Origin of the sequence: Streptomyces liliiviolaceus (genome assembly GCF_018070025.1) — a bacterium.
Classification (GTDB): Bacteria; Actinomycetota; Actinomycetes; order Streptomycetales; family Streptomycetaceae; genus Streptomyces; species Streptomyces liliiviolaceus.
Map to the genome: position 1 here is coordinate 3,925,426 of NZ_JAGPYQ010000001.1, position 12,338 is coordinate 3,937,763.

Sequence of the window (12,338 nt, forward strand, 5' to 3'; positions counted from 1 at the left end):
TCTAACATTTTAGTTATGACTATTCGGCCGGTGTCGCGGACGCTTCTTCGGGATCAGGCCTACGCGTCCATTCGTGACGCCATCGTGGCCGGGGAGATCGAGCCCGGTGCCGTCGTCAGGGACGCCGAGTTCGCTGAGCGGCTCGGGCTGTCCAGGGCGCCGGTGCGGGACGCGTTCGCGCGGCTCGTCGACGAAGGGCTGCTGGAGAGCAAGCCGCAGAGCTATACGCGCGTGACCGCGGTTGTCGCCGCCGATGTGCGGGACGCGGCGGCCGTGGTCGGGGCCATGCACGAGCTGGCCGTGCGTGTCGCCGTGCCGCGGCTGCGGGGGGCGGACGTCAATGCCATGCGGTCCGCCAACGCGCGGTTCTCGCACGCCGTGCGGGCGGGGGATGTCGACGCCGCCCTGCGTGCCGACGACGAGCTGCACGATGTGCTGGTCCGGGTGAGTGGGAATCGGGCGGCCGCGGCCACCGTCGCGCGGTACACGCCCTTGATCCGGCGGCTGGAGCGGCGGCGTTTCGGCGAGGGGGGCAACTGTCGCTCGGCCGGGTTGCACGAGCGGCTGATCGAAGCGTGTGCGGACGGTGATGTGGACGAGGCGGTTCGGGTCACCTCGGAGATCTGGCGGGGGCTCGAAGGGCTCGTCGACCTTGACTGATACGGCTGTTCGATCTTGGAGGGTCCACCTATGTCCCTGGATTCGTACGAGCGTTATCCCCTGCTGTTCGGGCCCTCGCCCGTGCACCGGCTGGAGCGGTTGACCGCGCATCTCGGTGGGGCCTCGCTCTGGGCCAAGCGGGAGGACTGCAACTCCGGTGTCGCGTACGGGGGCAACAAGACCCGCAAACTGGAGTACCTCGTCGCGGACGCGCTCGCCCAAGGGTGCGACACGCTCGTGTCGATCGGCGGAGTCCAGTCCAACCACACCCGGCAGGTCGCTGCCTGCGCCGCTCGGGCCGGGCTCAAGTGCGTGCTCGTGCAGGAAAGTTGGGTGGACTGGCCCGACTCCGTGTACGACAAGGTCGGCAACATCCTGATCAGCCGGCTGGCCGGCGCCGATGTGCGGCTCGTGCGGGCCGGGTTCGGGATCGGGTTCAAGGAAAGCTGGGAGCTGGCGCTGCGGGAGGTTGGGGAGGCGGGTGGGAAGCCGTACGCCATTCCCGCGGGAGCTTCTGATCATCCGCTCGGGGGGCTCGGGTTTGCCGGGTGGGCCTATGAAGTCGCCCAGCAGGAGGCGGAGTTGGGGGTTTTCTTTGACACCGTTGTGGTGTGCTCTGTTACCGGGTCCACTCAGGCGGGGATGGTGGCCGGGTTCCGTGCGCTGGAGGAGGGTGGGGGGCGGGTGCGGCGGGTTGTCGGGATCGATGCGTCGGCCGAGCCCGATCGGACTCGGGAGCAGATTCTTCGGATCGCTCGGAACACCGGGGGGCTCATCGGTGTGCGGGAGGAGATCACGGAGGCCGATGTCGAGTTGGACGCGCGGTATCACGGGGGGACTTATGGGATTCCCGATGACGTGACGCTGGAGGCCATGCGGCTTGCCGCTCGGACCGAGGGCATGATCACCGATCCCGTGTACGAGGGGAAGTCCATGGCCGGGATGGTGGATCTGGTGACTCGCGGGGAGATCGGGCCGGAGTCTGTGGTGTTGTACGCCCATCTGGGCGGGCAGCCTGCGTTGAATGCGTACAGCGGGTTGTTCTGAGGGGTGTTTGTTCTGAGGTGCGCCCGCGGTTCTGAGGTGCGCCCGCGGTGGGGGTGGCTGGGGGTGGGGGCGGGGCCGTGCCGGTGTGTCCGTTCGCAGCCTCCCGTGCGCACTGCCCTGTGTTTCCACGGGGGTGGGCGTTTCCAGCGGGAGCCGTACGCTGCGAACGTGACACACCGGCACGGCCCCGCCCCCACCCCCGCGTGCGTTTGCGGGTGCGGGGGATCGCACACCCGCCGCCAGGTGCGTCGGGAGTGGGAGTGGGCGGCTACAGGGCCTGGGCCGAGGGCTTGACCATTCCTCGAACCGTGCGGGACTTGACGAAGTTGCCCAGGGCCGTCATCTCCCATTCGCCGGAGAACTGCTTGATGAGCTTGGCCATCATCACGCCGGTCTGAGGCTCTGCCGAGGTGAGGTCGAAGCGGACCAGTTCCTCGCCCGTGGCCGCGTCCAGGAGGCGGCAGTAGGCCTTCGCCACTTCGGTGAACTTCTGGCCGGAGAAGCTGTTCACCGTGAAGACCAGGCCCGTCACCTCCTGGGGGAGACGGCCCAGGTCCACGACGATCACCTCGTCGTCACCGCCGCCCTCACCCGTGAGGTTGTCGCCGGAGTGCTTGATCGCGCCGTTCACGATCGAGAGCTTGCCGAAGTAGCAGCTGTCGATGTGGTTGCGCTGCGGGCCGTAGGCGATGACCGAGGCGTCGAGGTCGATGTCCTTGCCCCGGTACGCCGGCTCCCAGCCCAGGCCCATCTTCACCTGGGAGAGGAAAGGACTGCCGCCCTTGGTGAGGGAGACCGTTTGGTTCTTCTGGAGGCTTACTCGGCCCTTGTCGAGGTTGATCTTGCCGGTGCCCGGGGCGGGGGCGGGCGGTGCCACCGGGGGCGCCGGAGGTACGGGCGGGGCCGCCGGTGTGGTGACCGGGGGTGCCGGCGGGGGCTGGTGGAGGGTGGGGGCCGGTGCTGCCGCCGGGGCCGCCGGCTCCTCCACCGTCACGCCGAAGTCCGTGGCGATGCCCGCCAGGCCGTTCGAGTATCCCTGGCCTACCGCGCGGGCCTTCCACGCGCCGTTGCGCAGGTAGACCTCGACGATGACCAGCGCCGTCTCCGCGCCGAGCTGGGGCGGGGTGAAGGACGCGAGGACCGAGCCGTCGTCCGCGTTGCGGATCGTCGCCGTCGGTTCGATGCCCTGGAACGTCTGGCCCGCCGCGTCCGGGCTCGCGGTGACGACGATCTTCTCGATGCCCTGGGGCACGGCTGTCGTGTCGACCGTGATCGAGTCGGGGGAGCTGCCGCTGCCGGAGCGGTACGTCACGCCCTGGCCGGACGGCTGGTTGTAGAAGATGAAGTCGTTGTCGGAGCGCACCTTGCCGTCGGCGGTGAGCAGCAGGCCCGATACGTCGAGCCGCACCGGGGCGGCGACGTCCACCGTCACGCGGGTGACGGGGAGAGGGATGTTCGAGCCGGGGGTCATAGCTGTCATGCCGGGTGAACGAGCGGACCGGCTTTGCCGTTCCCTTACCAAGTGGGGAATCGGCCGACCGGGTCAGCGGCGGTTGCGGGGGTGGTTGCGGGCGGTTCGTTCGTTGCCGTGTTTGTAGTTGCCCGTCCAGCGGGCCATGACCAGCTGAGGGTCGCCCTTCTCCACTTCCGCGAGGAACTGGGTGGCTCTTGCGCCGCGGAGGGTGGTGGCGGGGCGGGGACCGTGGGTGATCGTGACCGTGTCGTCGGGGTGGTGGGTGTAGGTGAAGCCGCGTGGGTTTGGCATGGGGGGATGGTAGGGGCGGGGGCGTGGGGTGGCCCAAGGGTTTTTCGCCCCCGCCGCCCCTACCCGTTCCCGTCCCTGCATGGGGGCTTCGCCCCCGGCCCCGTGGGGGTGGGCCCAAAGGATTGCGCAGTTCCCCGCGCCCCCAGGTACCTGGGGGCGCGGGGAACTGCGCAAAGGGGGGGTAGGGGGCGGAGCCCCCATGCAGTGACGGGAAGGGTAGGGGCGGCGGGGGCGAGGAAGGTTAGGGGACCACCACGATCTTTCGGCCGATGCCCGAGGCGAACTGGTCCAGGGCCTGGGGGTACTGGTCCAGCGGGAGGCGGTCGCTGATGAAGATGTCCGGGTCCAGGACACCCGTCGAGAAGAGCTCCGCCGCACGCTCGAAGCTGTGGAGCACCGCCATCGAACCGGTGATCGTGATCTCCTGGTTGTAGATGCGGTACGGGTCGATGGACACCCGCGTCGCGTAGTCGGCCACCCCGAACTGGAGGAACGTGCCGGCCTTGGCGACCCGCTCCAGACCGTCCTGGATCGCCGCCGCGTTGCCCGTGGCGTCGACCACCAGGTCCCAGCCCTGCGGCCGGTCCAGCTCGTCGGCGCTGGTCGCGGACGCGGAGACGCCGAGCTTCTGGGCGGTGGTGAGACGCTGCTCGTTGATGTCGACCATGTCGACGCTCGCCGCGCCCGTCCGCTTCGCCAGCTCCAGCATCATCAGGCCCATCGTCCCGGATCCGTAGATCAGGACATGGGAGCCGAGGCGGGAGTTGAGGACGTCGTAGCCGCGTACCGCGCAGGAGAGCGGTTCGATCAGGGCCGCGTCCTGGGTGCGTACGTGCTCGGGGAGCTTGACGCAGTTCGCCACCGGTGCGACCGCGTACTGGGCGGCGCCGCCCGCCGTGGTCACGCCGATCGCGGCCCAGCGCTCACAGAGGTTGTTGTGGCCCGTACGGCAGTAGCGGCACTCGTAGCAGTAGAGGGAGGGGTCCACGGCCACCTGGTCGCCGACCGAGAGTTCCGTGACCTGTCGGCCCACGCCGACGACCTCGCCCGCGAACTCGTGGCCGGGGACGATCGGCAGCTTGGGCGCGAACTCGCCCTGGAGGATGTGCAGGTCCGTGCCGCACAGTCCGCACGCCGACACCTCCACGACGACCTCGCGGGGGCCCGGTGTCGGGTCCGGGACCTCGGAGACGACGGCCTTTCCCACGGACTCGATGACGGCGGCCTTCATTTCACGGCTCCCAGCGACAGGCCCTGGACCAGTTTGTCCTGGGCGGCGAACCCTGCGGCGAGCACCGGCAGGGAGACGACGAGCGACGCGGCGCACACCTTCGCCAGGAACAGGCCCTGGCTGGTGATGAAGCCGGTGAGGAAGACCGGGGCGGTCTCCGCCACCACGCCCGTCAGCACGCGGGCGAACAGCAACTCGTTCCAGCTGAAGATGAAACAGATGAGGGAGGTGGCGGCGATACCGGGGAGGGCGATCGGAGCCACGACGCGGGTGAGGATCGTGGGGAGTTTGGCGCCGTCTATCTGCGCCGCCTCGATGATCGCCACCGGGACCTCGGAGAGGAAGGACTGCATCATCCACACCGCGATCGGAAGGTTCATCGAGGTGTAGAGGATGACCAGGAGCCAGATGTTGTCCAGCATCCCGGTGTTCTTCGCGAAGAGGTAGATCGGGAGGAGGCCCGCGACGACCGGCAGCATCTTCGTGGAGAGGAAGAAGAAGAGGACGTCCGTCCACTTCTTGACCGGGCGGATGGAGAGCGCGTACGCGGCGGGGAGGGCGAGGATCAGGACGAGGAGCGTCGACGCCAGGGACGCCACGGTCGAGTTGATCAGGGACGGCCAGGGGCTCGCCCCGCCGCCCGTGCCGAAGAACTCGCGGTAGCCGTCGAGGGTGAGCGGTGCCGCGAAGGACGGTGGGTTGGTCGCCGCGTCCGATTCGGAGTGGAAGGACGTCAGGGCCATCCAGGCGATGGGCAGGAAGAAGACGATGCCGGCCAGCCAGGCGACCAGGCCCAGGCCCCGTCCCTTGGGGCGGCGGGGGCCGGGGTCGGCGGACTTGGTGCTGGGACGGGCTTGTACGGCGGTGGCGGTCATGCGCGGGACACCTCCTCGCGGAACAGGGACGAGACCACGCGCAGCGCGAAGGTCGCGATGATGATCGAGCCGATGACGACCAGGACGCCGGCCGCGGAGGCGAGGCCGTTCTCGTGGGCCTGGTAGAAGGTCTGGTAGACGGTGTAGGGGAGGTTCGCCGTGCCCAGACCGCCGGACGTGATCGTGAAGACCGCGTCGAAGTTCTGCACGATGTAGATCGAGCCGAGCAGGGCGCCCAGTTCGAGGTAGCGGCGCAGGTGGGGCAGAGTGAGGTAGCGGAAGACCTGCCAGTTGCTCGCGCCGTCGACCCTGGCCGCCTCGATCTGCTGGTGGTCCCGGCTCTGCAGGCCCGCCAGCAGGATCAGCATCATGAAGGGCGTCCACTGCCAGACGAGGGACGCCTCGATGGCGAGCAGCGGGGTGTTGGAGATCCAGTCGGGCTGTGGGCCGCCCACATAGTGCAGCAAGCCATTGAGCAGGCCGTACTCAGGGTTGTAGAGCACATGCTTCCAGAGCAGGGCGGCCGCTACGGGCACCACCAGGAAGGGTGCGATCAACAGGGTGCGGACCAGGCCGCGGCCCCGGAACTTGCGGTCCAGGAGGAGGGCGAGGCCCAGGCCCAGGACCAGGCTGGCCAGGACGACGGAGACCGTCAGCAGGATGGTCACCCAGACCGACTTGCGCAGGGCCGCGTCGGTGAGGACCTCCGTGTAGTTGCCGAAGCCCGTGAAGCTGCGGGCGTCCGGATACAGGGAGTTCCAGTCGAAGAAGGAGATCACCAGCGTGGCCACGAACGGCAGCTGGGTCACGGCGATCATGAAGATCAGGGCGGGCAGGAGGGGGGCCCGGGTCGCCCAGGCGCGGATGCGGCCGGAGGGCTGCCTCTTCTGCGTGTCTACGGATGGTGCGGCCACGGGGGCTGTCGTTGTCGCGGTCATCGTCCCTCGTACTCCTCGGCGATCTCCTCGGCCAGCTTCTGGGACTTCTTCAGGGCCGACTCGACGGACTGGCGTCCGGCGATGGCCGCGCTGATCTCCTGCGAGACCTTGGTGCCGAGATCGGTGAACTCGGGGATGCCGACGAACTGGATGCCGGGCGCGGGCCGCGGCTGCACGCCGGGATCGGTGGGCCGGGCGCCCTCGATGGCTTCCTTGGTCATCTCCTGGAAGGCGCCGGCCTCCTTGCGGTAGTCGGCGTTGGTGTACGTCGAGGCGCGCTTGCCGGCCGGCACGTTGGACCAGCCGATCTCGTCGCCCACCAGCTGCTCGTACTCCTTGCTGGACGCCCAGGAGACGAACTTCCACGCCTTGTCGGGGTTGCGGGAGGCGTCCTGGATGCCCCAGGCCCAGGTGTAGAGCCAGCCGGAGGACTCCGTCTTGTCGACCGGCGCCGGTGCGTAACCGATCTTGCCCTTGACCGGGGACTTCGCCGCCTCCAGGGAACCGGCCGCGGACGTGGCGTCGTACCACATGGCGACCTTGCCCTGGGTCAGGTTGTTGAGGCACTCGGCGAAGCCGGACTGGGCCGCGCCGGACTCGCCGTGCTTGCGGACGAGGTCGACGTAGAACTTGGTCGCCTTCTCGAACTCGGGGGAGTCGAGCCGTGCCTTCCAGTCCTTGTCGAACCAGGTGCCGCCGAAGGTGTTCACGACCGTGGTGAGCGGGGCCATGATCTCGCCCCAGCCGGGCAGGCCGCGCAGACAGATGCCCTTCATGCCGGACTCGGCGCCGTCGGCCTTGGCGGCGAGGTCGGCGATCTCGTCCCAGGTCGGACGGTCGGGCATCGTCAGGCCCTTCTTCGCGAACACGTCCTTGCGGTACATCAGGAAGGACGACTCGCCGTAGAAGGGCTGTCCGTAGAGCTTGCCGTCCTCCGCGGTGAGGGACTGGCGCATGGGCTTGAGGACGTCCTGCTCGTCGTAGCCCGGGTCCTTGGCGACGTACGAGTCCATCTCGCGCAGCCAGTCGTTCTTGGCGTAGATCGGTATCTCGTAGTTGGAGAGCGTCGCGACGTCGTACTGGCCGGCCTGGTTGGCGAAGTCCTGGCTGATCTTGTCGCGGACGTCGTTCTCCGGCAGCACGGTGAAGTTCACCTTGATGCCGGTCTCCTTGGTGAAGTGGGCCGCGGTGAGCTTCTGCAGCTCCACCATCTGCGGGTTGTTGACCATGAGGACGTTGATGGAGTTGCCACCGGAGCCCGCACCGCCCGCTCCGGCCCAGCAACCGGAGAGCAGCGGGGCGAGCAGCGTCCCTGCGGCGGCCGCGGCGAACATCGCGCGCGGCCTCCGTCGGCTCTGGGTTCGCATGGATCACTCCTGGATGTATCAGTACAAATGGGATGACATGGGGATGGCAGGGGCTCACGAGGGGCCGGCAGGGGGAGTGTGGTGCCGTTGTGGTGGGTCGGTCGGGTTTTCGGACTCCTGGGTCAGACTCGGATGACCTGAGGGCCCTGCATCGAGTAGCGGTGGGCCTCGGAGGTGGGGAGGAACGTGCTGGTGACGATCGCCTCCAGGGCGCTGATCTCCGCGAAGCGGCAGAAGCTGACCGCGCCGAACTTGGTGTGCACGCCCGCGAAGACCGTGCGGCGCGCGGCCCGGACGGCCTGTGACTTGACCTCGCTGACGGCCGGGTCGGGGGTGGTGAGGCCGTGTTCGCGCGAGATGCCGTTGGCGCCGATGAACGCCAGGTCGATGACGAAGCCCGCGAGCATCTTCGTCGTCCAGTGGTCGACGGTGGCCAGCGTGCCGGGCCTGACCCGGCCGCCCAGCAGCAGCACCGTCTTGTTGTCGGCCTCGGCGAGCGCGCCCGCGGTGGCCAGGGACGCGGTGACCACGGTCAGCGGTCGGTCCCTGGGCAGTGACTCGGCGATGAGCTGGGGGGTGAAGCCCTCGTCGACGAAGACCGTCTCCGCGTCCCCGAGCAGCTCGGCCGCCGCGGCGGCGATCCGGCGCTTCTCGGGTACGTGGCTGGTGGCGCGGAAGGCGAGCGTCGTCTCGAAGCCGGCGCTCTCCACGGGATAGGCGCCGCCGTGGGTGCGGCGGACGAGGCCGTGGTCCTCCAGGGCGCGCAGATCGCGGCGCACGGTCTCCCTGGCGACACCCAGCTCGGCCGCGAGCTCGTTCACGTCGACGGCGCCCGTGCGTCGGGCGGTCTTCACGATCGCCCGCTGCCGTTCTTCCGCGCTCATGCCCGACACCCGCTTCCGCTCCCTTGCGTACGTGCCTACTGCCCGTTCGGGCCCGTTCGACCCATGGGGGAAGTTCTACAGCGGGTACGCGCCACTGACCAGGTCTGTTGCGGGTCCGATGACGCCCGTGTGTGCCCGTTGGGTGAGACGGGCGCCCGCTGCGGACCTGCGGCGGAGCGTAATTCGGGCAGGGGGCGTGCCCGAACGGCGGGGCGGACGGGCCCGTTCGGTGCCCGTCCGCCCTGTGGGGTCGTCCGTATGGGGTGGCTTGAAGTGTCGGCGGGGCCCGCCGCGGGCGGCCGGGAGCGTCAGTGGGGCCACACCGGGGGGTTGGTGACGAAGGCGCCGCCGAGGCGGGCGTGGTCCGGGTTCGACGGGTCCAGTTCGCCCTGGTCCGCGATCAGCTTCTCGGCGTACTGCTCGGAGTCGTCCTGCGGCTCGTAACCCAGCGCGCGGGCGGACGACAGGTCCCACCACAGGCGGGTGTTGGCGGAGGAGCCGTGGACGACGCTGTGGCCGACGTGCTCGGCGGTCAGGGCCGCGTGGAAGAGGCGGGCGCCGTCGCCGGGGCTCATCCAGACCGACAGCATGCGCACGGTGGTCGGCTCCAGGAAGCAGGAGCCGATGCGCACGGAGACGGTCTCCAGGCCGTGCTTGTCCCAGTAGAACTGAGCCAGGTCCTCGCCGAAGGACTTGGAGAGGCCGTAGAAGGTGTCCGGGCGGCGCGGGGTGTCGATGGGGATGAGGGCGCCCGGCTCGTGGGGCGCCTCGCCCTCGGGGCGCGGGGTGAAGCCGACCGCGTGGTTGGAGGAGGCGAAGACGATCCGCCCGACGCCCTCCTCGCGCGCGGCCTCGTACAGGTTGTAGGTGCCCTCGATGTTCGCCTTCAGGATCTTCTCGAAGGTGGATTCGAGGGAGATGCCCGCGAGGTGGATGACGGCGTCCGCGCCCCGGACGGCCTCGCGCAGGGCCTCCTTGTCGCCGAGGTCCGCGGTGATCGCGTCCGGCTCGCCCTCGATGGGCAGCATGTCGAGGAGGCGCAGTTCGTAGCCGTAGGCGGGGAGCAGTCCGCGCATCAGGGTGCCGAGGCCTCCGGCGGCGCCGGTGAGCAGGACGGTGCGGGGAGCGGTGCGCGGAGCGGGCATCCTCGGGTCTCCTAGAATCAGCAGCCGTATGCATATGCGTAAGCGTGTACGGCATTCACATCCATGGACACGCTATGGATCGTTCGCCGCTCGCGTCAAGTGTCGCGCGAAGGGTCCGGATCCGCTGTCGGTCGGCGTCGTTTCCGGTGCTTTCTTGCTCCGGAATTGCTTCGGGAATGCGGGTTTGCCCGCTTGACCGGCCGCGACGGCGAGCTCTAGCGTGGGCGAGTTCAGGGATATGGACGTAAGTCAGAAACGTGCACGGGTGGCGTGTGCGTACATGCTCTAGGGAGAGCCCGTGTCGTCAGCCCCCCTCGCCGCTCGACTCAGTATCCCCAGTGGGCCGCTGTTCTTCCCCGTCACCGCGTACGACCGTGACGGAGCCGTCGACCTGGACGTCTACCGCGAGCACGTCCGGCGGGGCGTCGAGGCCGGTGCCGCCGCCGTCTTCGCCTGCTGCGGCACCGGCGAGTTCCACGCGCTCACGCCCGAGGAGTTCCAGGAGTGCGTCCGGGCCGCCGTCGAGGAGACCGCCGGCCGGGTGCCCGTCGTCGCCGGCGCCGGCTACGGGACCGCCCTCGCGGTGCGCTACGCGCGGCTCGCCGAGGAGGCCGGCGCCGACGGACTGCTCGCCATGCCGCCGTACCTCGTGGTCGCCGGACAGGAGGGGCTGCTGCGGCACTACACGGAACTGGCCGGCGCCACCTCGCTCGACATCGTCGTGTACCAGCGGGACAACGCCGTGTTCACCCCGGAGACCGTGGTCGCGCTGGCCCGCACCGAGGGCGTCATCGGCTTCAAGGACGGCACCGGCGACCTCGACCTCATGCAGCGCATCGTCAGCGCCGTACGGTCCGAGGCGCCCGGCGAGTTCCTGTACTTCAACGGGCTGCCGACCGCCGAACTCACCGGCCTCGCCTACCGGGGCATCGGCATCACGCTCTACTCGTCCGCCGTGTTCTGCTTCGCGCCCGAGATCGCCCTCGCCTTCCACCGTGCCATCGGCTCCGGCGACGACACGACCGTCAACCGGCTGCTCGACGGCTTCTACCGGCCGCTCGTCGAACTGCGCGCCCAGGGCCGCGGATACGCCGTCTCGCTCGTCAAGGCCGGTGTACGGCTGCGGGGGCTCGACGTGGGCGAGGTACGGCCGCCGCTGCACGAACCGTCCGAGGACCACCTCAAACAGCTCGCCCAGCTCATCGAACGCGGCCACGCGCTGCTGGAGGAGGCCAAGTGAGGGCGTCGGCGTTCGTCTATCCGTGGGACGTCAACGGCGACCCCGGGGCGGCGGCACGCATCGCCGGACTCGGCGTACGGCAGGCGACCCTCGCGTCCGCGTACCACTCCACGCGCGCGCTGACCCCGAGGCACCCCCGCCACCGCATCGTCACCGCGCCGCACGCCGCCGTCCTCTATCCGCCGGACGCCGGACGCTGGCAGGGGCGCAGGCTGCGGCCGTACGCGGCCGGGGACTGGGCGCCCGGCGACGCGTACGGGGAGGCCGCCGAGCAGCTCGCGGGCGCCGGGCTCGACGTGCACACCTGGGTGGTCCTCGCCCACAACTCCCGTATGGGCGAGGAGTTCCCGGACACCTCCGTCACCAACGCGTACGGGGATCGCTATCCGTGGGCTCCTTGCATCGCGCAGCCCGAGACCCGCGCCCATCTGACCGACCTGGCCGTGGAGGCGGCCGTACGCCCGGGAGCGGCGGGCACGGAACTGGAATCCCTCGGCTGGTACGGGCTCCCGCATCTGCACGCCCACGACAAGACGTCCGGTGTGGCGCTCGGGGACGCCGGGACGTACCTGATGTCACTGTGCTTCTGCTCCTCGTGCCGCGACGGGTATACGCAACTGGGTCTCGACGCCGATGAGTTGGCTGTCTCGGTCCGGCGCGCCCTGGAGCCCGTGTGGCGCGGCGGGACGCCCGCCGGGGGCTGGGAGGCCGTGGAGAAGCTGCTGGGCGGCGAGCTCGCGACGGCCACGCGCGCGTGGCGCGACTCCACCGCCCGCTCCCTCCAGACGGACGTCGTCGGCGCGGTCCGGGCGGCGGCTCCCGTGGGCTTCCGCATCCTGCTGCACGCGGACCCGGACTCGTACCACGTGGGCGCGAACGCCGGCGTGGACCCGCAGCACATCCTGACCGTCGCCGACGGCGTGGTCGTCCCGTGCGGGGGAGGGTCCGGGCTGCTGACCCCGTTCGCGGCACACGCCACGGAGGGAAACGTGCTGGCGGCCAACTTCCCCGTGGTGGCGGGAATGGGCGGCAGCCCGGCGACTCTCTACGAGGACGCGACGCAGGCGGTCGAACGAGGAGCCACTGAACTACGTCTCTACCACGCGGGGTTGGCGTCGGAGGGGGACCTGGTGCTGGTCGCGGAGGCGCTGAGGCGGCTGGGCTGACGGCAGCGCTGAAAGGCAGG

Annotated in this window: 12 protein-coding genes; 4 read left to right on the forward strand and 8 right to left on the reverse strand. The window is 69.7% G+C overall.

The window, feature by feature from the left end; translation table 11 throughout:
• The first annotated feature begins 15 nt into the window (after positions 1-15).
• Positions 16-660, forward strand: a complete 645-nt coding sequence (locus J8N05_RS17145) for a GntR family transcriptional regulator (RefSeq protein ID WP_210883752.1) — start codon at positions 16-18, stop codon at positions 658-660.
• A 30-nt stretch (positions 661-690) separates the two neighbouring features.
• Entirely contained in the window at positions 691-1,707 is a 1,017-nt protein-coding gene (locus tag J8N05_RS17150; RefSeq protein ID WP_210883753.1) for a 1-aminocyclopropane-1-carboxylate deaminase, read from the forward strand.
• A 268-nt stretch (positions 1,708-1,975) separates the two neighbouring features.
• On the opposite strand, the gene J8N05_RS17155 is transcribed toward J8N05_RS17150, so the two are convergent.
• The 8 genes from J8N05_RS17155 to J8N05_RS17190 all read right to left on the reverse strand — a co-directional run bounded on the left by J8N05_RS17155 (position 1,976) and on the right by J8N05_RS17190 (position 9,912).
• Positions 1,976-3,178, reverse strand: coding sequence for a TerD family protein (locus tag J8N05_RS17155; RefSeq protein WP_210890228.1), 1,203 nt, complete (start codon positions 3,176-3,178; stop codon positions 1,976-1,978).
• A 72-nt stretch (positions 3,179-3,250) separates the two neighbouring features.
• Entirely contained in the window at positions 3,251-3,472 is a 222-nt protein-coding gene (locus J8N05_RS17160) for a hypothetical protein (RefSeq protein ID WP_210883755.1), read from the reverse strand.
• 241 nt (positions 3,473-3,713) lie between these two features.
• Complete coding sequence (locus tag J8N05_RS17165; protein ID WP_210883757.1) at positions 3,714-4,703, reverse strand: zinc-dependent alcohol dehydrogenase family protein; 990 nt, start codon at positions 4,701-4,703, stop codon at positions 3,714-3,716.
• Entirely contained in the window at positions 4,700-5,578 is an 879-nt protein-coding gene (locus tag J8N05_RS17170) for a carbohydrate ABC transporter permease (protein ID WP_210883759.1), read from the reverse strand. Before J8N05_RS17170 ends, J8N05_RS17165 begins: the two co-directional genes overlap by 4 nt.
• Complete coding sequence (locus J8N05_RS17175) at positions 5,575-6,516, reverse strand: carbohydrate ABC transporter permease (RefSeq protein WP_210883761.1); 942 nt, start codon at positions 6,514-6,516, stop codon at positions 5,575-5,577. Before J8N05_RS17175 ends, J8N05_RS17170 begins: the two co-directional genes overlap by 4 nt.
• Positions 6,513-7,883, reverse strand: a complete 1,371-nt coding sequence (locus J8N05_RS17180) for an ABC transporter substrate-binding protein (RefSeq protein WP_210883764.1) — start codon at positions 7,881-7,883, stop codon at positions 6,513-6,515. The genes J8N05_RS17175 and J8N05_RS17180 overlap by 4 nt, the downstream gene beginning before the upstream one ends.
• A gap of 122 nt (positions 7,884-8,005) precedes the next feature.
• On the reverse strand, positions 8,006-8,776 hold the full coding sequence (locus tag J8N05_RS17185) for a DeoR/GlpR family DNA-binding transcription regulator (RefSeq protein WP_210883766.1): 771 nt from the start codon (positions 8,774-8,776) through the stop codon (positions 8,006-8,008).
• Between the two features lie 299 nt (positions 8,777-9,075).
• Positions 9,076-9,912, reverse strand: a complete 837-nt coding sequence (locus J8N05_RS17190; protein WP_210883768.1) for an NAD-dependent epimerase/dehydratase family protein — start codon at positions 9,910-9,912, stop codon at positions 9,076-9,078.
• A gap of 298 nt (positions 9,913-10,210) precedes the next feature.
• Between J8N05_RS17190 and J8N05_RS17195 the strand changes: the two genes are divergently transcribed.
• Entirely contained in the window at positions 10,211-11,152 is a 942-nt protein-coding gene (locus J8N05_RS17195; protein WP_210883769.1) for a 5-dehydro-4-deoxyglucarate dehydratase, read from the forward strand.
• Entirely contained in the window at positions 11,149-12,318 is a 1,170-nt protein-coding gene (locus tag J8N05_RS17200) for a hypothetical protein (RefSeq protein WP_210883770.1), read from the forward strand. Before J8N05_RS17195 ends, J8N05_RS17200 begins: the two co-directional genes overlap by 4 nt.
• Positions 12,319-12,338: the final 20 nt, after the last annotated feature.

Bases quoted from the DNA above. Each gene is read 5' to 3' on its own strand.
- J8N05_RS17145 (WP_210883752.1), top strand. From the start codon at position 16: ATGACTATTCGGCCGGTGTCGCGGACGCTTCTTCGGGATCAGGCCTAC.
- J8N05_RS17150 (WP_210883753.1), top strand. From the start codon at position 691: ATGTCCCTGGATTCGTACGAGCGTTATCCCCTGCTGTTCGGGCCCTCG.
- J8N05_RS17155 (WP_210890228.1), bottom strand. From the start codon at position 3,178: ATGACCCCCGGCTCGAACATCCCTCTCCCCGTCACCCGCGTGACGGTG.
- J8N05_RS17160 (WP_210883755.1), bottom strand. From the start codon at position 3,472: ATGCCAAACCCACGCGGCTTCACCTACACCCACCACCCCGACGACACG.
- J8N05_RS17165 (WP_210883757.1), bottom strand. From the start codon at position 4,703: ATGAAGGCCGCCGTCATCGAGTCCGTGGGAAAGGCCGTCGTCTCCGAG.
- J8N05_RS17170 (WP_210883759.1), bottom strand. From the start codon at position 5,578: ATGACCGCCACCGCCGTACAAGCCCGTCCCAGCACCAAGTCCGCCGAC.
- J8N05_RS17175 (WP_210883761.1), bottom strand. From the start codon at position 6,516: ATGACCGCGACAACGACAGCCCCCGTGGCCGCACCATCCGTAGACACG.
- J8N05_RS17180 (WP_210883764.1), bottom strand. From the start codon at position 7,883: ATGCGAACCCAGAGCCGACGGAGGCCGCGCGCGATGTTCGCCGCGGCC.
- J8N05_RS17190 (WP_210883768.1), bottom strand. From the start codon at position 9,912: ATGCCCGCTCCGCGCACCGCTCCCCGCACCGTCCTGCTCACCGGCGCC.